Raw genomic sequence first — 18,201 nt, 5'->3', positions numbered from 1 at the left:
CCGCCCCGGCCCTCCGGCTTACGCTGGGATGGTCGAGGGGAGCAGAGGTGGACCAGTCCGACGAGCAGCCGCGGCACGATGTTCCGGCCTTCGAGCCCGAACCGATGCGCCCGGTCGAGGACACCACCGGCGACGCGCACCCGCGCTTCTGGGAGGCCCACCTGGAGGCCGCCCGCCGCGGCTCGCTGGCCTGGGGGTTCCTGGCGTTCTTCCTCGGCTACGGCGGCTACTACCTGGTCGTGCTGGTCCTCGGCGCCGCGCGGCCCACGCACTCCGGCGGGTTCGACCCGGCCCGGCCTCCGCAGACCGGTCCGCTGCTGTTGCTGTCCTTCGCCCCGAACATCCTGCTCGGCCTGGTCCCGGCGGTGTTCTCCTGGTGGAAGGGCCGCGGCCTGCGCTCGGACTTCGGCCTGCTGCCGCGCCGCCGCGACTTCCGGGTCGGGCTGGCGTGCGGCGCCATCGCCCTGGTCGGCTCGTGGGTGCTGACCCTGATCGCGATCAAGTTCTCCGGCCCGCCACCGGCCACCGGGCTGACCCGGCTGATGCACGGCGAGCGGACGGTCTGGCTGTTCCTGTTCGCGCTGTTCGCGTTCATCGGCGCCCCGCTCACCGAGGAACTGCTCATGCGCGGCGCGTTGTGGGGAGCCCTGGAGCACTACCGCGTGCCGCGCTACGTCGTCCTCGTGCTGACCTCGTTGATCTTCGCGCTGATCCACCAGGAGGCGTGGCGGACGCCGGTGCTGTTCTTCAGCGGTCTGGCGATCGGCAGCGCGCGGATGATCACCGGGAGGGTCGGGGCCAGCGTGGTCGCCCACGCCACCAACAACTTCTTGCCCGCTCTCCTGCTGTTCGCCGCCGCGGGGTGATCACCGGGACACGTTGCGGGAGTAACCTGGCGTCTCCGTCGGTGTTCGAACACCGCAAGGAAGCCGGGGCGGGCCCGGCAGCCGCCAAGGCACCACGGAGGCGCCCGTGAACGCTGCACAACCTGAACCGACCAAGCACGCGCCGCTGCCCGCAAGCACCACCGAACCGCCGCCCGAGCCCTCGCCGGTCCGCACGCACCGGTGGGGGCTCGGTGCGTTCTTCTTCGCCCAGGCCGTTTTCGTGCTGGTCTCGGTGGTGCTCGCAGCGATCTTCGGTACTCCCGACGCCCTCGCGATCGTCGTGACGCTGATCCTGCCGACGGTCGTCGCCGCGCTGGTGGCCGTGGCGATCACGGTCGTCCGCGGCAACGGGCCGCGCCTGGACTTCGGCCTGCAATGGCGCTGGTCCGACGTCACCACCGGGCTGAGCATCGGGGCGGTCGGCCTGGTCAGCACGACCATCGCGACGACGCTGTGGACCCGGTGGATGGGACCGCAGAACGCGCATTCGACGGTGAGCGGCCTGCTCGACGGCGTCAAGCTGCCGCCGGCCCTCGCGGTCGTGATCTTCCTGCACGTCTGGCTGCTGGCCCCGGTGTGCGAGGAGGTGCTGTACCGAGGACTGCTGTGGGGCGCGATGGAACGCCTGCGGTGGAGCCAGCTCAACGTGTTCCTGCTCAGCACCGCGCTGTTCGCCATCGGACACCTCGAACCGGACCGCACCGTGCTGCTGCTGGTGATCGCGATCCCGATCGGCGTGGCCCGGATGGTCACCGGCTCGCTCACCGCCAGCGTGGTCGCCCACCAGGTCAACAACTTCCTGCCCGCGCTGGGGCTGCTGTTGATCTCCCTGGGCCTGATGCCCGCCTGAGCGCCCGCCTCCGCCCCGGGGGCACGGGGTGCGCTGCTGGCGCGGCTGCGTCGAGGACGGGCGCCGAGGCGGTGGGCGCCCGGCCCGGCGCCGACCAGGTCTGGCACAATGGGGAGCTGTTCGCCGCGAGCGGTCCCTCTCACCGTCCGTGGCCGTTGACGTATGAGCAGTCCATCCGTTGCCCCACGCGGCGTGGCATGCTCACCGAAGCACGAACGAGAGTCCGAGGAGCACCACCACCCGTGGCTGTGAAGATCAAGCTGGCGCGGATCGGTAAGATCCGCGAGCCGCACTACCGCATCGTGGTCGCCGACGCCCGCACCCGCCGCAACGGCCGGGCGATCGAGACGATCGGCCAGTACCACCCGAAGGAGAACCCGAGCCGCATCGAGGTCAACTCCGAGCGCGCGCAGTACTGGCTGGGCGTCGGTGCGCAGCCGACCGAGCCGGTGCGCAACATCCTGGAGATCACCGGTGACTGGCAGAAGTTCCAGGGCCTGCCGGGCGCCGAGGGCAAGCTGAAGGTCGCCGAGGCCAAGCCGTCCAAGCAGGAGCTGTTCGAGGCTGCGCTGGCCGCCGCCAACGAGGAGCCCTCGGTCGAGGCCGTCACCCCGAAGAAGAAGGGCGGCGCCAAGGCTGAGAAGGCCGAGGAGCAGAAGGCCGAGGAGCAGAAGTCCGAGGAAGGCCAGGCGTGACGACGGTCCTCGCGGACGCGCTTGAGCACCTGGTGCGCGGCATCGTCGACAACCCGGACGACGTGCGCGTCCAGCTCCTCACGACCCGTCGGGGGCGCACCCTGGAGGTGCACGTCAACCCCGACGATCTGGGCAAGGTCATCGGCCGCAGCGGCCGGACCGCGACGGCGCTGCGGACGGTCATGTCCGGCATCGGCGGTCGCGGCATCCGGGTCGACGTGGTCGACACCGACCGCTGAGCGCGATCATGAGCGAGCACGAAACCCTCGCCGTGGGGCGCGTCGTCAAGCCGCACGGTGTGCAGGGCGAGCTCGTGGTCGAGGTGCTGACCGACAGCCCGGAGCTGCGGTTCGCCCCCGGCGCCGTGCTCGGAGCTCGGCGCCGCGGCGCCGCACGCGACGAGGTGTTCACCGTGGCAGCCGCCCGGCCGCATGCCGGGCGGCTGCTCGTGCGCGCCGAGGGCGTCGAGGGCCGGGAAGCCGCCGAGGCGCTGCGCGGCGCGGTGCTCACGGTGCGCAGCGACCAACTCGAACCCACCGACGACCCGGACGAGTTCCACGACCTGGAGCTGGAAGGTCTCCGGGTGGTCCAGGTGTCCGGCGCCGAGGTGGGCGTGGTCCGCGAGGTGGTGCACACGCCCGGCGGGGAACTGCTGGCGGTCCGCACCTCCGACGACCGCGAAGTCCTGGTGCCGTTCGTCTCCGAGATCGTCCCCGAGGTCGACCTCGCCGCCGGACGGCTCGTCGTCGATCCTCCGGAGGGCCTGCTCGACGCGGGCTGACCGGCCGTGTCGACTCCACGCTCGAAACATCCGAGGCCCGGCATGCGCATCGACGTCATCACGATCTTCCCCGACTACCTGGCCCCGCTGCGGGAAGCCCTGCTGGGCAAGGCCATCGACCGCGGGCGCATCGAGGTCGGCGTGCACGACCTGCGCGACTGGACGCACGACGTGCACCGCTCGGTCGACGACAGCCCGTACGGCGGCGGTCCCGGCATGGTGATGAAGCCCCAGGTCTGGGGCGAGGCCCTGGACGAGGTGTGCGCCACCGATGCGGGCGGCCCCGCGCCGCGGCTGGTGGTTCCCACCCCGGCGGGACGCCCGTTCACCCAGCGCACCGCTGTCCGCTGGTCCGCCGAACCGCGGCTGGTGTTCGCCTGCGGTCGCTACGAGGGCATCGACCAGCGCGTCATCGACGACGCCGCGACCCGGATGCCGGTGGAGGAGGTCTCCATCGGCGACTACGTGCTGGTCGGCGGCGAGGTCGCGGCGCTGGTCATGATCGAGGCGGTCGCGCGGCTGCTGCCCGGCGTGCTCGGCAATCCGATGTCGGCCGAGCAGGACTCGTTCTCCGACGGCCTGCTGGAAGGTCCCTGCTACACCCGGCCCGAGGTGTGGCGCGGCCGTGCGGTCCCCGACGTGCTGCGGTCCGGCAACCACGCCGCGATCGCCCGCTGGCGGCGCGACCAGGCGCTGGAGCGCACCTACCACCGGCGACCGGACCTGCTGGCCGCGATGCCCGCGGGCACCCTGGGCGCGGCGGACCGGGAACACCTGGGTAGACTCGGTGAACCCGAGCATTCCGGAGAGTCCGGCGAGTCCGGAGACGCGGTCCGCTGAACTCCCCTCGAACAGGGTCGGTTCCAGCGGTCGGATGCGGATCTGGCACACTGGAACGGTTGTTGCAGCCGGACGAGTCCGGCGTGCTCGCAAAGCAAGTTCACCCCGTGTCAGGCGGTGCCCACCGGCAGGTTGGGTTCCGACATGCGAGAACACGGGTGCCATCGACACGGATGAGGACGGACCACCGATGAACACCCTGGACGCACTGGACGCCCAGTCGTTGCGTTCCGACATCCCGGCCTTCCGGCCCGGCGACACGCTCAAGGTCCACGTCCGCGTCATCGAGGGTTCGCGGGAGCGGACCCAGGTCTTCCAGGGCGTGGTGATCCGCCGCCAGGGCGACGGCATCCGGGAGACCTTCACCGTGCGCAAGGTGTCCTTCGGTGTCGGTGTGGAGCGCACCTTCCCGGTGCATTCCCCGAACATCGCGAAGATCGAGGTCGCCACGCGCGGAGACGTGCGACGGGCGAAGCTGTACTACCTGCGGGACCGCGTCGGCAAGGCGGCGAAGGTCAAGGAGAAGCGGGAGACCGCTCCGGCTTCCTGATCCGCTCCGCGCGGAACGTTCGGCAAGGCCCGGGTGCTCGCACCCGGGCCTTTCGCCTTTTCCGGACAGCCCGATCCGCACCATCGGGTGATCAAGGCGGGCGGGCGGCGGGTGAGTGCTGCCGGACCGCACCCCGAGTCGACCTTCCGCACCGGGAAAAGCGCACGTCAGTGCGCCGCCAACCGGTCCTGGGGGGGAGGCCCTGGACTGCCGGGGGAGCACGACGCCGCGCCTGCTGTTTCCAGTAGCCTGGCCGGGTGGCCGATGTCGTGCGCTCCACCGGACCAGAGGAAGAACCCCAGCACGGGGAGTACCCGAGTGGTACTCCGGAAGCGCCAGCGGAGCGCTCCCGGCGGGGCCGGTCCCGGGGAAAGAAGAAGGGCTCGTTCTGGAAAGAGCTGCCCATCCTGATCGTCACCGCGCTGGTGCTGACGGTGCTCATCCAGGCGTTCGTGGCGCGCGTGTACGTGATCCCCTCGCAGTCGATGGAGCGCACCCTGCACGGGTGCACCGGTTGCAACAACGACCGGGTGCTGGTCGACAAGATCACCTACCGGTTCAGCGATCCGAAGCCGGGCGACGTGGTGGTCTTCCGCGGCCCCCAGACGTGGATGGAGAACGAGTTCGAGACGCCCAAGACGTCCAACCCGGTCGTCGGGTTCTTCCAGGGCGTGGCCTCGCTGCTCGGCTTCGGCGCGCCCGATGAGAAGGACTTCGTCAAGCGCGTGATCGCCACCGGCGGCCAGACCGTCTCGTGCTGCGACCCGCAGAACCGCGTGCTGGTCGACGGCAAACCGCTGAACGAGCCCTACGTCTACTGGGAGCCGGGCAAGGCGCCGGGTCAGGACGAGTTCAAGCCGGTGACGGTCCCGCGGGGTGACCTGTGGGTGATGGGTGACAACCGCAACGACTCCGCGGACTCCCGGGTGCAGGGCGGCGGCGGCCTCAACGGTGTGGTCCCGGTCTCGAACGTCATCGGCAAGGCGCAGTTCATCGTGCTGCCGCCGACCCGCTGGCAGTCCGTCGGCGACCCGAATCCGCAGGCCGGCGCGCTCGGCGCCCCCGGGTGGCAGACGGGGCTACCGGCGGGGGTCGGATTCGCCGCGGCGTTCCCGACGGTCTGGATGGGCCGTAGGCTCGTCGGTGTGGTGAGTGACAGACGTTCGCGGGAGCGACGCTGACGGTGGCGGCGAGGCTGGAGTTCCGGCCGCCGAGAACGGTGGTCCGGCGCAGCAGCGGCAACTGGGCGCTCCAGAGCGCGCTGGACCGCCGCGGTCTCGGGCCGGTGGCGGGGGTCGACGAAGCGGGGCGCGGTGCGTGCGCCGGGCCGTTGGTGGTGGCGGCCTGCGCGCTGAAACCCGGTGACGGCCGCCGCTTCGACGGCCTCACCGACTCGAAGGTCCTGACCCAGCAGGAGCGGGAGCGCCTGTTCGACATCATCACCCGGCGTGCGCTGAGCTGGTCCGCGATCGTCATCCCCGCCGAGGACGTCGACGCGTTGGGCATCCACGTGGCGAACCTTGAGGGGATGCGCCGCGCCATCGCGCAGCTGGAGGTGCACCCGGGGTACGTGCTCACCGACGGGTTCCGGGTGCAGGGGCTGGCCACGCCGAGCGTGGCGGTGATCAAGGGCGATCTGGTCGCCGCCTGCGTCGCGGCGGCGTCGGTGCTGGCGAAGGTGACCCGCGACCGGATCATGACCGACCTGCACACCGACTTCCCGGACTACGCCTTCGACGAGCACAAGGGCTACTGCACACCGCTGCACTCGGCGCGGCTGGAGCGGTTCGGCCCCTGCGCGGAGCACCGCTGGTCCTACGCCAACGTGGCGTCCGCCGCGCAGCTGCACGGGGTGCGCTGCCCGCGAACGGTGACCAGCAAGCCCGGGTTGTTCGATGCTTCCGAGGGCGATGTGGTGGACAATGACGACGAGTGGTAGTCCGATCGGCAACGTGGAAGGGCTCGCACAGCGATGAGCGCCGAGGATCTCGAAAAGTACGAGACCGAGATGGAGCTGCAGCTCTACAAGGAGTATCGCGACATCGTCGGGCAGTTCACGTACGTCGTGGAGACCGAACGGCGCTTCTACCTGGCCAACGTGGTGGACGTGCAGGTGCGCAACTCCGACTCGGAGGTCTACTTCGAGGTGGCGATGTCGGACGCGTGGGTGTGGGACATGTACCGCCCGGCGCGGTTCGTCAAGAACGTGCGGGTCATCACGTTCAAGGACGTGAACGTGGAGGAGCTGGACAAGCCTGATCTGCGGTTGCCGGAGAGCGGCCCGTTCGGCGGCTGAGCGGCGACGTGCGTACCCGGAGCTCGGGCGGTCGGTGAGCGACCGCCCGAGTTTTTTTGCGCGCGCTTTTCGGGTCTGCGGACTTTTCTCACTCGTCCGCATTAACCGAGTTGTCCACAGGTGACCGGTTTATCCACAGATTTGCGAAGAGCCTGGTACTCGGTGCGCGGTCTCGGCACGTTGGAGATGTCGATGTTGACCGCTGGACCGGGAGGCGACCATGAAGCGGACGATCGTGGGACCGCTGTCCGATGACGACACCAAGGGCCGTCGGCACGCCTTGGGCATCGAGGGCGAGCGCCTGGCCGCACGACTGCTGGAACGACACGGGCTGATGGTGCTCGACCGCAACTGGAGCTGCCCGCGCGGAGAGCTCGACATCGTCGCCACCGACGGCGACACCGTGGTGTTCTGCGAGGTCAAGGCGCGCTCCGGGGTCGACTACGGCGGTCCGCTGGGTGCGGTCTCGCCGGACAAGATCAGCCGGGTCCGGAGCCTGGCCCGCACCTGGTTGTCCGAGCGCGGGCTCGTCGGCTGCCCGGTGCGCTTCGACGTGGTGTCGGTGTTGTGGCCACCGGGCAGACCCGTCCGCCTGGAGCACCTGAAGGGGGTGTTCTAGATGGCGTTGCGGCGAACCTGGGCAGTCGCGCTGTTGGGCGTCGACGGGGTGCTGGTGGAGATCGAGGCGGACGTGCGCAAGGGCGGTCTGCCATCGGTCCAGCTCCTGGGGCTGCCGGACACCGCGTTGCAGGAGTCGAAGAACCGCGTGCGCGCGGCGGTGCAGAACTGCCGCGAGGACTGGCCGGAGACCTGCGTGACGCTCGCGCTCTCCCCTGCCGCCGTGCCCAAGACCGGCACCAGTTACGACCTCGCCCTGGCCTGCGCGGTGTTGGCGGGAGCCGAGGTGGTCCCGCCACACCGCCTGGACCGCACGGTGCTGCTCGGGGAGCTGGCGCTGGACGGGCGGATCCGGCCGGTCCGAGGACTGCTGCCCGCGCTGCTGGCGGCGCGGCGGGAGGGCATGGCGCGGGCCGTGGTACCGACCGCCGGGCTCGCCGAGGCGAAGCTCGTCGACGGTCTGGAGGTCTTCGGCGCCACCCATCTGCGCCAGGTGATCGCGTGGCTGCGGGAGCTGGTCGACCTGGACGACCAACCGCCTCCGCCGCTGGCGCGGTCGGAGCCGGGCGAGGTGCTGGACCTCGCCGACGTGCTCGGGCAGCCGGAGGCGCGGTGGGCACTGGAGGTGGCTGCGGCGGGCGGGCACCACCTGCTCATGGTCGGACCGCCCGGCACCGGCAAGACGATGCTGGCCAAACGCCTCTGCGGCCTGCTGCCCGAGCTGACGCGCCACGAGGCGCTGGAGGTGACCGCGATCCGCTCGGTGGCCGGTGACCTGGGAGAGGACACCGGGCTTTCGCCGACACCGCCGTTCGTGGCACCGCATCCGTCGCTGTCGGTCTCGGCGTTGGTCGGTGGCGGCACCGGGTGGGCGCGGCCCGGGGCGGTCAGCCGCGCCCATCACGGCATCCTGCTGTTGGACGAAGCGTGCGAGCTCGGCCCGAAGCGGCTGGAGGCGCTGCGCACCGCGTTGGAGGAGGGAGAGGTCCGGATCGCCAGGCGGGACGGGACCTTCCGGTATCCGGCGAGGTTCCAGTTGGTGCTGGCCACGAACCCGTGTCCGTGCGCTCCGGCGCGGGAGGTCGACTGCCGGTGCGCCCCGCACGCGCGGCGGCGTTACCTCGGCAAGCTGTCCGGGCCGCTGCTGGACCGGGTCGATCTGCGGGTGCGGACCAGGCCGATCACCGCGATGTCGGTCTACGGCGGACCGGATCCGGAACCCACCGCCGTGGTCCGGGAACGGGTCGCGGCAGCCCGGGATTCGGCTCGGGAGCGGTGGCAGGAGCACGGCTGGCGGACGAACAACGAGGTGCCCGGACCGGTGCTGCGGCGCGAGTTCTCGCTGCCCTCCCGCGTTACGGCACTGCTGGACCGCGGATTGGAGTCCGGAGCGATCACCGCGCGCGGTGCGGACCGGTGCCTGCGGGTGGCCTGGACGCTCGCCGATCTCGACGGGCGCACGGTCCCGGAAGCCGAACACGTCGCCGCGGCGCTGGAGTTCCGGGATCGGAGGGCGGCCTGATGAGCTCGCACCACGACATGCGGCTGCTGGCATCCGGCCGCGGCGACGCCGAGTACCGGCGGATCCGCGCCGCGCGGGCGTATCTGTCCGGGGTGGCGGAGCCTCCTGCCCCGGCGTTGGCCGGGTTCGTCGCCGAAGCGGGGCCGTGCCGTGCTGCCGAGGCGGTCCGCCGGGGAAAGGTCCCACCGGGCGTCGCGAAGGAGGTGGAGGCCCGCGCCGACCACGTCTCGGGCGAGCGGTTGCTCGCCGCTGCGGACGAGGCGGGCGTCCGGATCGTCGTGCCGGAGGACGACGAATGGCCGGTCGCGGTGTTCGCCGGTCTGGCGGACGCCAGGTCCGTGGAACTGCCCGGCATGGCCGAACCGCTGGCGTTGTGGGTGCGGGGTTCCGCCGCAACCCGCGACGTGCTGGGTACAGGCGTGGCGGTGGTCGGGGCCAGAGCGGCGTCGGGCTACGGCGAACACGTCGCCGCCGAGTTCGGCCACGGTCTCACCCGAGCCGGCTTCGCGGTCGTGTCCGGTGCGGCGTACGGCGTGGACGGCGCGGCGCACCGCGGTGCCCTCGCCGCGGGCGGCGCGACCGCGGCGTTCCTGGCCTGCGGCGCGGACATCGACTACCCGGCGGGGCACGCTCGACTGCTGCGAGTGATCACCGAGCAGGGGCTCGTGGTCAGCGAGTACCCGCCGGGTACGCCCCCGCGCAAACACCGCTTCCTGGTGCGCAACCGGCTCATCGCGGCGTCCGGACGGGCCACCGTGGTCGTCGAGGCCGGCGCGCGCAGCGGGGCGACGAACACCGCGAACAGCGCGGACGCGCTCGGCAAACCGGTGTTGGCGGTGCCCGGCCCGGTGACGTCGCAGAACTCGGTGGGCTGCCACGAACTGGTCCGGTCCGGCAGAGCGGTGCTGGCCACGCGGGTCGAGGACGTCCTGGAGCTGCTCAATCCGCTCGTTGGCGCGGTGCCGTGCGGCCCTTCGGTTCCGGAGCGCCGCACCGACGACCTGAGCTCCGCGGCGCAGCGGGTGCACGACGCCCTGCGCGGTGCGGACGGCGCGGCGGCGGAGGAGGTCGCCCGGGACTGCGGTCTGCCGCTGCGGGAGGTCCGGGCGCTGTTGCCGGAACTCGAACTCGCGGGACTGGCGGTGCGGACCGAACGGGGGTGGTCGGTGTCGCCGTGACGACGTCCGGGGGCTTGTGATCATGCTTCGGCGTGGCGATGCTTGACCGGCGGCGGCGCAGGGACGAGCGTCGAAGCATGGCGCGTACTCGTTCCACGGGACCGCGGCGACCGGATTTCCGCTCTGTCCGGGCGAAACTGCCGGAACCGCTCGCTCGTGCAGTGGACGGATTCGAGCGGTACTTGGCGGCTGAACGCGGTCTTTCCGGGCACACCGTGCGCGGTTACGTCGCCGATGTCGTGTCGTTGCTGGACCACCTGGGCACCGGTGAGGCCGCGGACGTCGCCGCGCTCGACGTGTCCGTGCTGCGGGAGTGGCTGTCGGCGCAGCACGGGCACGGTGCCAGCAGGTCGACGCTCGCGCGTCGCACGGCCGCGGCGCGCACCTTCACCGCGTGGGCCTTTCGTTCCGGGCTGTTACCGGTCGATCCGGGACCGCGCTTGGCGTCACCTTCGAAGCAGCGCAAACTGCCCGTGGTTCTGCGCGAGGAGCAAGCAGGGGAGGCGATGCGTGCGTCCGCTCTCGGCGCGGAACAGGGTGATCCGGTGGCGTTGCGGGACCACGCGATGCTGGAGCTGTTGTACGCGACGGGCGTGCGAGTGGCCGAGTTGTGCGGGCTCGACGTCGACGACGTCGACGACGAGCGCCGGGTCTTGCGCGTGATCGGCAAGGGCGATCGGGAGCGGGTGGTGCCGTTCGGCCTACCGGCCGATCGAGCGCTCGGCCGATGGGTCTCCGCCGGTCGGCCCGCGCTGTCCAAGGAGTCGTCCGGAGCGGCGTTGTTCCTGGGAGTCCGAGGTGGACGGATCGATCCGCGCACCGTGCGCCGGGTCGTGCACGAGGCGATCGGAGCCGTTTCCGGTGCTCCGGACATCGGCCCGCATGGGATGCGTCACTCCGCGGCGACCCATCTGCTGGAAGGCGGAGCAGACCTCCGTAGCGTTCAGGAGTTGCTTGGTCACGCTACGCTCTCAACGACCCAGCTTTACACGCACGTGACCGTCGAACGGCTGAAGGCGATCCATGACCGAACCCACCCCCGTTCCTGACAGCGCCGGGGGCGGCTCCGACACGGTGGCCGCGAGATCGACCTCGACCTCGGCGAAGGTCTCCGCGCGGCGGCGCGCCGAAGAGGGGGCCACCAACGGACGCCTGCTGCGCGACAACTCGCCGCAGGGTACGCGATTCCCGCTGGACAGCGCTCTTCTGGCTGCGGAGCGGATCGGCGCCGACGATGCGGACCAGCGCGGCGCCGACGAGGTCGAGGCCGGGATAGTGGCGCTGTGGAAGGCGTTCGGCGAGCGCCGCGACCAGGAGCTGCGCGACCGGCTCGTGCTGCACTACGCGCCGCTGGTCAAGTACGTGGCCGGCCGGGTGGGAACCGGCCTGCCCTCGCACGTCGAGATCTCCGACCTGATCCAGTCCGGGATCTTCGGCCTGGTCGATGCGATCGAGAAGTTCGAACCCGAGCGCGGCCTGAAGTTCGAGACCTACGCCATGCAGCGCATTCGCGGCGCGATCCTCGACGACCTGCGCGCCCAGGACTGGGTGCCGCGGTCGGTGCGCAGCCGGGCTCGCGACGTGGAGCGCGCGCTGGAACGCCTGGAGGCCAGGTTGCAGCGCACGGCCACCGACTCGGAACTGGCCGAGGAGCTCGAACTGTCCGTGGAGGAGCTGCGCGAGCTGTTCGCCCAACTCCAGATGACCAGCGTGATCGCGCTGGACGACCTCATCGGTGGTGGTCCGGCCAACGCGTCCCTCGCCGAGACGCTGCCCGATGACCGCGCCGAGGACCCCGTCGCCGCGCTGGTGGACCGGGACAGCCGGCGGCAGCTCGTCGAGGCGGTGGGACGGCTCAGCGAGCGCGACCGCGTGGTCGTCACCCTCTACTACTTCGAGAACCTCACCCTGGCCGAGATCGGCAAGGTCCTCGGGGTGACCGAGTCGCGGGTGTGCCAGCTGCACACCCGCGCCGTCCTGCGCCTGCGCAGCAAGCTCACCGAGCAGAACTGACCACCGTCACCACGGCAGCAGGCGCACCCGGCCGCCGCTGATCAACCGCAGCGGGTCCAGGTACTCCGCGTCTCGGCGGGCGCCCCAGTGCAGGCACGCCCGTTGCGGAGCGGCCGGGCACCCGGGGTGGCCGGGTTCGAGGCTGCCGATCGGCTGTCCGCGCGCCACCCGGTCGCCGACCGCCACCAGCGGGGCGACCGGTTCGTAGGTGGTCCGCAGGCCGCCGGGGTGCTCGATCGAGACCACGTCGCGGTCCACCATCCGCCCCGCGTAGCGCACCAGGCCCGCGCCGGCGGCCAGCACCGGGGCGCCCGCGGTGGCCGCGAGGTCGACTCCGCGGTGGCCGGGCCCGTACTCCGAGGCCGGCGGGGTGAACGGGCGGGCCACCTCGGGTGGGGCCAGCGGGGCGCCGAAGGACGTGGTGGGTGCGGGTGGTGGAGCCGTCGGGGCAGCGGGCCCGGTGGGGGCCGCTGACCAGGTCAGGAACGCGCAGCACAGCACGGCGGGGAGCAGCAGTCGCATGATCCCCAGGCTGGCCGGGGTGTGCTCCGGGCAACAGGGTCGATCCGCGCATCTGTGGATCAACCGGACCCTTGTGGACAACTCGTGGTCCACGATCGGGGACACCCTGCGCGTCCAGTACACTGTCAGCGCGGTTTCGTGTCCGCACGGACCGACTTCGCGTGCCCGCACGCCACCCCGAGCAGGTCGGCGCACAACCGGGACAAGCCGTCGAACTCCGCTCCTCGGCCCCTGCCCGGACCAGCCCGGTGGTGGTGCCGGTGTCCCCGCGGTCCCGGAAGGTTCCGGGTGGGGGCTTCGGGCGGGCGCCAGGGCGGCGGGTCACCCGGCCCGTCGCGTGAACCCGAACCGCGCGCCCCGGCGCGCCCGACCACACGAGGTGCGAATCAGGCCATGGCCGTCGTCACCATGAAGCAGCTGCTCGACAGCGGCGTGCACTTCGGGCACCAGACCCGCCGCTGGAACCCGAAGATGAAGCGCTACATCTTCACCGAGCGCAACGGCATCTACATCATCGACCTGCAGCAGACCCTGTCCTACATCGACGGGGCCTACGACTTCGTCAAGCAGACGGTCGCGCACGGCGGGACGATCCTGTTCGTCGGCACCAAGAAGCAGGCGCAGGAAGCCATCGCCGAGCAGGCCCAGCGGGTCGGCATGCCGTTCGTCAACCAGCGCTGGCTGGGTGGCATGCTCACCAACTTCCAGACCGTCCACCGGCGTCTGCAGCGTCTCAAGGAACTTGAGACCATGGAGCAGACCGGTGGCTTCGAGGGTCGCACCAAGAAGGAAATCCTGATGCTGACCCGCGAGAAGGACAAGCTGGAGAAGACCCTCGGCGGTATCCGCGACATGAGCAAGGTGCCCAGCGCCGTGTGGATCGTGGACACCAAGAAGGAGCACATCGCCGTCGGCGAGGCCCGCAAGCTGGGCATCCCGGTCGTGGCGATCCTGGACACCAACTGCGACCCCGACGAGGTCGACTACCCGATCCCGGGCAACGACGACGCGATCCGCTCCGCCGCGCTGCTGACCCGCGTGGTCGCCGACGGCGTGGCCGAGGGCCTGATGGCCCGCAGCGGTCGCACCAACGGTGCCGCCGAGGGCGAGGAGAAGCCCGCCGGTGGCGAGCCGCTGGCCGAGTGGGAGCAGGAGCTGCTGGCCGGGTCCGGCCAGTCCGCCGAGGCCGGTTCCGGCTCCGGCGAGCAGTCCGCGCAGTCCTGAGCCGTGCGCGCCCCGTGACCGCGAGGTCGGGCACGGGGCGCGACCGGGCTGCCGCCTTGCCACACTGAATCCCAGGTGGGTGCCCACGGCGCGTCGACCATTCGGATCCGCGCCGACGCCCCTCCGCACAGACCCTTCCGCTTCGTACTGACAAGGACGGACAACGCACGATGGCGAACTACAGTGCGGCCGACGTCAAGCGTCTCCGGGAGACCACCGGCGCCGGCATGATGGACTGCAAGAAGGCCCTGGAGGAGGCCGACGGCGACTTCGACAAGGCCGTCGAGAACCTGCGGATCAAGGGCGCCAAAGACGTCGGCAAGCGCGCCGAGCGGGCCACTGCCGAGGGCCTGGTCGCCGCTGACGGCGGTGTGCTGATCGAGCTGAACAGCGAGACCGACTTCGTCGCCAAGAACGAGGAGTTCGTCGAGCTGGCCAACAAGATCGTCGCCGCGGTCAAGGCCGCTGGTGCCGCCGACCTGGAGTCGGCCAAGGCCGCTCCGCTGGACGGCAAGACCGTCGCCGAGGCGATCCAGGACCTGTCCGCCAAGATCGGCGAGAAGCTGGAACTGCGCCGCGTCGCCAAGTTCGACGGCGAGGTCGCCACCTACCTGCACCGCCGCTCCGCGGACCTGCCGCCCGCCGTCGGCGTGCTGGTCGAGTACACCGGTGACTCGCAGGAGGCCGCCCGCGGTGCTGCCATGCAGGTCGCCGCGCTGAAGCCGCAGTTCCTCAGCCGCGACGACGTCCCCGAGGACGTCGTGGCCAACGAGCGGCGGATCGCCGAGGAGACCGCCCGGGCCGAGGGCAAGCCCGAGCAGGCCCTACCGAAGATCATCGAAGGTCGCCTGAACGGGTACTTCAAGGAGAACGTGCTGCTTGAGCAGCCGTCCGTGCAGGACAACAAGAAGACCGTCAAGGCGCTGCTGGACGAGGCCGGGGTCACCGTCACCGGTTTCGCCCGGTTCGAGGTCGGCCAGCACTGACGGCCGACCCGCTCGGCGTGCGTGACCGCCGGGCGGCTGTTACGCACGGTGTCGCCGGTGCCCGCCGGTGCGCACGACTTCGGCGCCCCGCCTTCGTCGCAAGGCGGGGCGCTTTCGCAAGGTTGCGGTGTCGCCGTCGCGCACCACCGCAGACGCGGCGACCGGGCCCGAAGGAGTGACCGGTCCGCTACCGGACCTAGAGCTAGGCGAACCTCTGGAGGAGGAACCAGTGACCGAGGACGGCCCATCGCAACGCGGCTACGGGCGGGTGCTGCTCAAACTGGGCGGCGAGATGTTCGGCGGCGGTGGGGTCGGTATCGACCCCGACGTGGTGGGCACGGTCGCCCGGCAGATCGCCGAGGTCGTCGCCGATGGGGTCGAGGTGGCCATCGTGATCGGTGGCGGCAACTTCTTCCGGGGCGCTGAGCTGCAGCAACGCGGCATGGAGCGCGCCCGCGGCGACTACATGGCGATGCTCGGGACCGTGATGAACTGCCTGGCGCTGCAGGACTTCCTGGAGCGCGAGCACGGCGTCGACACGCGGGTGATGACGGCGATCACCATGGGGCAGGTCGCCGAACCGTACATCCCGCGGCGGGCGATGCGGCACATGGAGAAGGGCCGCGTCGTGATCTTCGGGGCCGGGACCGGGATGCCCTACTTCTCCACCGACACCACCGCGGCCCAGCGGGCGCTGGAGATCGGCTGCGAGGTGGTGCTGATGGCCAAGGCCGTCGACGGCGTCTACACCGCCGACCCGAAGACCACCCCGGACGCGCGGCTGTTCGAGACCATCACGCACCGCGAGGTGCTGGAGCGCGGCCTCAAGGTCGCCGACGCGACGGCGTTCAGCCTGTGCATGGACAACCACATGCCGATCCTGGTGTTCAATCTCCTCCAGGAAGGCAACATCGCCCGGGCGGTCGGCGGTGAGAAGATCGGCACGCTGGTGAGCACCCCGGCGCCACCGTCGGCGTGAGCGTGCTGGGATCATGCAGGTGGGGCCGGGTGTCCCGGTCGACCCGCCCAGCGCGAATCAGGCGACACTTGCAATGTCCACCGGTCGGCAGACTTAAGGAGCAGCCGTGATCGACGAAGCTCTTCTCGAAGGCGAGGAGAAGATGCAGAAGGCGGTGGAGGTGGCCAAGGACGAACTGGCCACTGTTCGCACCGGCCGCGCGAACCCCGCGATGTTCAACGGCATCGTCGTCGACTACTACGGTTCGCCGACGCCGTTGAACCAGCTGGCCAGCATCAACGTGCCCGAGGCGCGGATGGTGGTGATCAAGCCCTACGACGCCAGCCAGCTCAAGGCGATGGAGACCGCGATCCGCGACTCCGACCTCGGCGTGAACCCGAGCAACGACGGCCAGCTCATCCGGGTCGTGGTGCCGCAGATGACCGAGGAGCGGCGCAAGGAGATGGCCAAGCTCGCCAAGCACAAGGGCGAGGAAGGCAAGATCACCGTGCGCAGCATCCGGCGCAAGGTGAAGGAAGAGATCGACCGCATCGTCAAGGACGGCGAGGCCGGCGAGGACGAGGGCACCCGCGGTGAGAAGGAGTTGGAGAACATCACCCACCGCTACGTCGCCCAGATCGACGAGCTGGTCAAGCACAAGGAAGCGGAACTTCTAGAGGTCTGAGTGGTGACGGCCGGCCAGTGCGAAGGTGAGTCCGGAATGTCCGCCGAGGCCCCGGACCCGCCTCCGCGTTCCCCCAAGGCCGGACGCGATCTTCGTGCCGCCATCGGTGTCGGGGTGGTCCTCGGAGCGGCGATCATCCTGTCGTTGCTGATGGTGCGGCACCTGTTCATCGGGGTCGTCGCGGCGGCGGTGGCGGTGGCCACCGCCGAGCTCGCGGGTGCCCTCCGGCGCGGTTCCGGGATCCGGGTGTCGCTGCCGCCGGTGCTGGTCGGCGGGCAGGCGATGGTCTGGTTGTCCTGGCCGTTCGGCTTGCGCGGTGTCCTGATCGCGTTCGCGATAACCGTGCTGGCGTGCCTGGCCTGGCGCTTCCGCGGCGGCGTCGAGGGCTATCTGCGGGACGTGTCGGCGTCGGTGTTCACGGCCGCGTACGTGCCGTTGTTCGCCGCCTTCGCGGCGATGCTCGTGCGGCCGGAGGACGGCGCGTTCCGCGTGCTCTGCTTCATGATCGGCGTGGTCGCTTCGGACACCGGTGGCTACGCCACCGGGGTGCTGTTCGGGCGGCATCCGATGGCACCGCGGGTGAGCCCGAAGAAGTCCTGGGAGGGCTTCGGCGGTTCGATGGCCGCCGGGGTGGTCGCCGGTGCCCTGTCGGTGGCGCTGCTGCTCGACGGCCACTGGTGGCAGGGCGTCCTGTTCGGCGCGGCGCTGGTGTGCAGCGCGACGGTGGGCGACCTGATGGAGTCGTTGATCAAGCGGGACCTCGGCATCAAGGACATGGGCAACCTGCTGCCCGGCCACGGCGGCCTGATGGACCGGATGGACTCGCTGCTGCCCTCCGCGGCCGTCGCCTGGATGGTGCTGTTCTGGCTGCTTCCCGCGGCGACGTGATGAACGCGGTCACGCCGAGCCCGAACATCTGGCACTGGCCGGAGGTCTACGAGCGGGAGAACCGGGCGCAGGACAGCACCGGTGCGCTGTGGCGGGAGCTGCGGCAGCGGTGCGACTGGACCGGTCGCGACGTCGTCGACGTGGGCTGCGGCGACGGGTTCCACCTGGCGGAGTTCGCCGCGTCCGCGCGCACCGTGATCGGGATCGAACCGCACCGGCCGCTGGTGGAGCGGGCCCGCGAGCGGGTCGCCGGTGCCGCCGGCGTCGACGTGCGGGTGGCGCCCGCGCAGCGGTTGCCGCTGGCCGATGCCAGCGCGGACCTGGTCCACGCGCGCACGGCCTACTTCTTCGGCCCCGGCTGCGAGCCCGGTCTCGCCGAGGCGGAGCGGGTGCTGCGGCCCGGCGGGACGCTCGCGATCGTCGACCTCGACACCGGGTGCCCGCCCTACGGGGAGTGGATGCGGGCGGACGCGCCGCAGCTCGACCCGAACGCGATCGAGGCGTTCTTCCAGCGGCACGGCTTCGACAGCGTCCCGGTCGCGACGGTGTGGCGGTTCGACGACCGGGACAGCCTCGAAGCGGTGCTCGGGATCGAGTTCTCCCCGAAGGTCGCGCGGCGGGCGGCGCGCGAAGTGCCCGGGCTGACGATCCCGGTCGGCTACCGGGTCCGCGTCCGCCGCAAACCGTCCGGGCTGCTGCGCGCGTGAC

Annotated in this window: 22 protein-coding genes; 21 read left to right on the top strand and 1 reads right to left on the bottom strand. The window is 71.1% G+C overall.

Annotated elements, in window-relative coordinates; genetic code table 11:
• Positions 1-47 precede the first annotated feature (47 nt).
• The 15 genes from NV263_RS24670 to whiG all read left to right on the top strand — a co-directional run bounded on the left by NV263_RS24670 (position 48) and on the right by whiG (position 12,230).
• A complete protein-coding gene (locus NV263_RS24670) occupies positions 48-866 on the top strand; it encodes a CPBP family intramembrane glutamic endopeptidase (protein WP_263249003.1) in 819 nt (272 codons plus the stop codon).
• A gap of 106 nt (positions 867-972) precedes the next feature.
• A complete protein-coding gene (locus NV263_RS24665; RefSeq protein WP_263249002.1) occupies positions 973-1,737 on the top strand; it encodes a CPBP family intramembrane glutamic endopeptidase in 765 nt (254 codons plus the stop codon).
• A gap of 242 nt (positions 1,738-1,979) precedes the next feature.
• Positions 1,980-2,432, top strand: a complete 453-nt coding sequence (gene rpsP / locus NV263_RS24660; RefSeq protein ID WP_263249001.1) for a 30S ribosomal protein S16 — start codon at positions 1,980-1,982, stop codon at positions 2,430-2,432.
• On the top strand, positions 2,429-2,671 hold the full coding sequence (locus NV263_RS24655) for an RNA-binding protein (protein WP_263249000.1): 243 nt from the start codon (positions 2,429-2,431) through the stop codon (positions 2,669-2,671). Before rpsP ends, NV263_RS24655 begins: the two co-directional genes overlap by 4 nt.
• A gap of 8 nt (positions 2,672-2,679) precedes the next feature.
• The gene (gene rimM, locus NV263_RS24650) at positions 2,680-3,213 is read left to right on the top strand and encodes a ribosome maturation factor RimM (RefSeq protein WP_263248999.1); all 534 of its coding nucleotides are present in this window, start codon (positions 2,680-2,682) and stop codon (positions 3,211-3,213) included.
• A 42-nt stretch (positions 3,214-3,255) separates the two neighbouring features.
• Positions 3,256-4,053: a tRNA (guanosine(37)-N1)-methyltransferase TrmD gene (trmD, locus tag NV263_RS24645; RefSeq protein ID WP_263248998.1), complete on the top strand. Its 798-nt coding sequence runs from the start codon at positions 3,256-3,258 to the stop codon at positions 4,051-4,053.
• Positions 4,054-4,243: 190 nt separating this feature from the next.
• Positions 4,244-4,603 carry a 50S ribosomal protein L19 gene (gene rplS / locus NV263_RS24640; RefSeq protein WP_263248997.1) on the top strand — a complete coding sequence of 120 codons (360 nt, stop codon included), beginning with the start codon at positions 4,244-4,246 and terminating at the stop codon, positions 4,601-4,603.
• A 257-nt stretch (positions 4,604-4,860) separates the two neighbouring features.
• Positions 4,861-5,784: a signal peptidase I gene (gene lepB / locus NV263_RS24635; RefSeq protein ID WP_263248996.1), complete on the top strand. Its 924-nt coding sequence runs from the start codon at positions 4,861-4,863 to the stop codon at positions 5,782-5,784.
• Complete coding sequence (locus NV263_RS24630; RefSeq protein ID WP_263254353.1) at positions 5,781-6,542, top strand: ribonuclease HII; 762 nt, start codon at positions 5,781-5,783, stop codon at positions 6,540-6,542. Before lepB ends, NV263_RS24630 begins: the two co-directional genes overlap by 4 nt.
• A gap of 33 nt (positions 6,543-6,575) precedes the next feature.
• The gene (locus NV263_RS24625) at positions 6,576-6,899 is read left to right on the top strand and encodes a DUF2469 domain-containing protein (RefSeq protein ID WP_263248995.1); all 324 of its coding nucleotides are present in this window, start codon (positions 6,576-6,578) and stop codon (positions 6,897-6,899) included.
• Positions 6,900-7,119: 220 nt separating this feature from the next.
• Complete coding sequence (locus NV263_RS24620) at positions 7,120-7,518, top strand: YraN family protein (RefSeq protein ID WP_263248994.1); 399 nt, start codon at positions 7,120-7,122, stop codon at positions 7,516-7,518.
• The gene (locus NV263_RS24615) at positions 7,519-9,039 is read left to right on the top strand and encodes a YifB family Mg chelatase-like AAA ATPase (RefSeq protein WP_263248993.1); all 1,521 of its coding nucleotides are present in this window, start codon (positions 7,519-7,521) and stop codon (positions 9,037-9,039) included.
• A 17-nt stretch (positions 9,040-9,056) separates the two neighbouring features.
• A complete protein-coding gene (gene dprA, locus NV263_RS24610) occupies positions 9,057-10,217 on the top strand; it encodes a DNA-processing protein DprA (protein WP_263254352.1) in 1,161 nt (386 codons plus the stop codon).
• Between the two features lie 77 nt (positions 10,218-10,294).
• On the top strand, positions 10,295-11,266 hold the full coding sequence (locus NV263_RS24605) for a tyrosine recombinase XerC (RefSeq protein WP_263254351.1): 972 nt from the start codon (positions 10,295-10,297) through the stop codon (positions 11,264-11,266).
• On the top strand, positions 11,241-12,230 hold the full coding sequence (gene whiG / locus NV263_RS24600; protein WP_263248992.1) for an RNA polymerase sigma factor WhiG: 990 nt from the start codon (positions 11,241-11,243) through the stop codon (positions 12,228-12,230). Before NV263_RS24605 ends, whiG begins: the two co-directional genes overlap by 26 nt.
• A 6-nt stretch (positions 12,231-12,236) precedes the next feature.
• Here whiG and NV263_RS24595 read toward each other — a convergent pair whose 3' ends face one another.
• Complete coding sequence (locus NV263_RS24595; protein ID WP_263248991.1) at positions 12,237-12,752, bottom strand: M23 family metallopeptidase; 516 nt, start codon at positions 12,750-12,752, stop codon at positions 12,237-12,239.
• A gap of 393 nt (positions 12,753-13,145) precedes the next feature.
• Between NV263_RS24595 and rpsB the strand changes: the two genes are divergently transcribed.
• The 6 genes from rpsB to NV263_RS24565 all read left to right on the top strand — a co-directional run bounded on the left by rpsB (position 13,146) and on the right by NV263_RS24565 (position 18,200).
• Positions 13,146-13,976: a 30S ribosomal protein S2 gene (gene rpsB, locus NV263_RS24590; protein ID WP_263248990.1), complete on the top strand. Its 831-nt coding sequence runs from the start codon at positions 13,146-13,148 to the stop codon at positions 13,974-13,976.
• Positions 13,977-14,146: 170 nt separating this feature from the next.
• Positions 14,147-14,962 (top strand): translation elongation factor Ts, encoded by an 816-nt coding sequence (gene tsf / locus NV263_RS24585; RefSeq protein WP_263248989.1) that lies wholly within the window; start codon positions 14,147-14,149, stop codon positions 14,960-14,962.
• Positions 14,963-15,191: 229 nt separating this feature from the next.
• Positions 15,192-15,941: a UMP kinase gene (gene pyrH / locus NV263_RS24580; RefSeq protein WP_263248988.1), complete on the top strand. Its 750-nt coding sequence runs from the start codon at positions 15,192-15,194 to the stop codon at positions 15,939-15,941.
• Positions 15,942-16,047: 106 nt separating this feature from the next.
• On the top strand, positions 16,048-16,605 hold the full coding sequence (frr, locus tag NV263_RS24575; protein WP_263248987.1) for a ribosome recycling factor: 558 nt from the start codon (positions 16,048-16,050) through the stop codon (positions 16,603-16,605).
• 36 nt (positions 16,606-16,641) lie between these two features.
• The gene (locus NV263_RS24570; protein ID WP_263248986.1) at positions 16,642-17,493 is read left to right on the top strand and encodes a phosphatidate cytidylyltransferase; all 852 of its coding nucleotides are present in this window, start codon (positions 16,642-16,644) and stop codon (positions 17,491-17,493) included.
• On the top strand, positions 17,493-18,200 hold the full coding sequence (locus NV263_RS24565; RefSeq protein WP_263248985.1) for a class I SAM-dependent methyltransferase: 708 nt from the start codon (positions 17,493-17,495) through the stop codon (positions 18,198-18,200). Before NV263_RS24570 ends, NV263_RS24565 begins: the two co-directional genes overlap by 1 nt.
• Position 18,201: the final 1 nt, after the last annotated feature.

The sequence above is a fragment of the Saccharopolyspora rosea genome (genome assembly GCF_025643595.1).
GTDB lineage: Bacteria > Actinomycetota > Actinomycetes > Mycobacteriales > Pseudonocardiaceae > Saccharopolyspora > Saccharopolyspora rosea.
Note: the sequence above shows the minus strand (reverse complement) of the source record. Positions and strands in the feature narration are given on the sequence as shown.

What these genes read in the sequence shown, in the direction of transcription:
- rimM (WP_263248999.1), top strand. Translation starts at nt 2,680, where the DNA reads ATGAGCGAGCACGAAACCCTCGCCGTGGGGCGCGTCGTCAAGCCGCAC.
- trmD (WP_263248998.1), top strand. Translation starts at nt 3,256, where the DNA reads ATGCGCATCGACGTCATCACGATCTTCCCCGACTACCTGGCCCCGCTG.
- rplS (WP_263248997.1), top strand. Translation starts at nt 4,244, where the DNA reads ATGAACACCCTGGACGCACTGGACGCCCAGTCGTTGCGTTCCGACATC.
- NV263_RS24625 (WP_263248995.1), top strand. Translation starts at nt 6,576, where the DNA reads ATGAGCGCCGAGGATCTCGAAAAGTACGAGACCGAGATGGAGCTGCAG.
- NV263_RS24620 (WP_263248994.1), top strand. Translation starts at nt 7,120, where the DNA reads ATGAAGCGGACGATCGTGGGACCGCTGTCCGATGACGACACCAAGGGC.
- NV263_RS24615 (WP_263248993.1), top strand. Translation starts at nt 7,519, where the DNA reads ATGGCGTTGCGGCGAACCTGGGCAGTCGCGCTGTTGGGCGTCGACGGG.
- dprA (WP_263254352.1), top strand. Translation starts at nt 9,057, where the DNA reads ATGCGGCTGCTGGCATCCGGCCGCGGCGACGCCGAGTACCGGCGGATC.
- NV263_RS24605 (WP_263254351.1), top strand. Translation starts at nt 10,295, where the DNA reads ATGGCGCGTACTCGTTCCACGGGACCGCGGCGACCGGATTTCCGCTCT.
- whiG (WP_263248992.1), top strand. Translation starts at nt 11,241, where the DNA reads ATGACCGAACCCACCCCCGTTCCTGACAGCGCCGGGGGCGGCTCCGAC.
- NV263_RS24595 (WP_263248991.1), bottom strand. Translation starts at nt 12,752, where the DNA reads ATGCGACTGCTGCTCCCCGCCGTGCTGTGCTGCGCGTTCCTGACCTGG.
- rpsB (WP_263248990.1), top strand. Translation starts at nt 13,146, where the DNA reads ATGGCCGTCGTCACCATGAAGCAGCTGCTCGACAGCGGCGTGCACTTC.
- tsf (WP_263248989.1), top strand. Translation starts at nt 14,147, where the DNA reads ATGGCGAACTACAGTGCGGCCGACGTCAAGCGTCTCCGGGAGACCACC.
- NV263_RS24570 (WP_263248986.1), top strand. Translation starts at nt 16,642, where the DNA reads ATGTCCGCCGAGGCCCCGGACCCGCCTCCGCGTTCCCCCAAGGCCGGA.
- NV263_RS24565 (WP_263248985.1), top strand. Translation starts at nt 17,493, where the DNA reads ATGAACGCGGTCACGCCGAGCCCGAACATCTGGCACTGGCCGGAGGTC.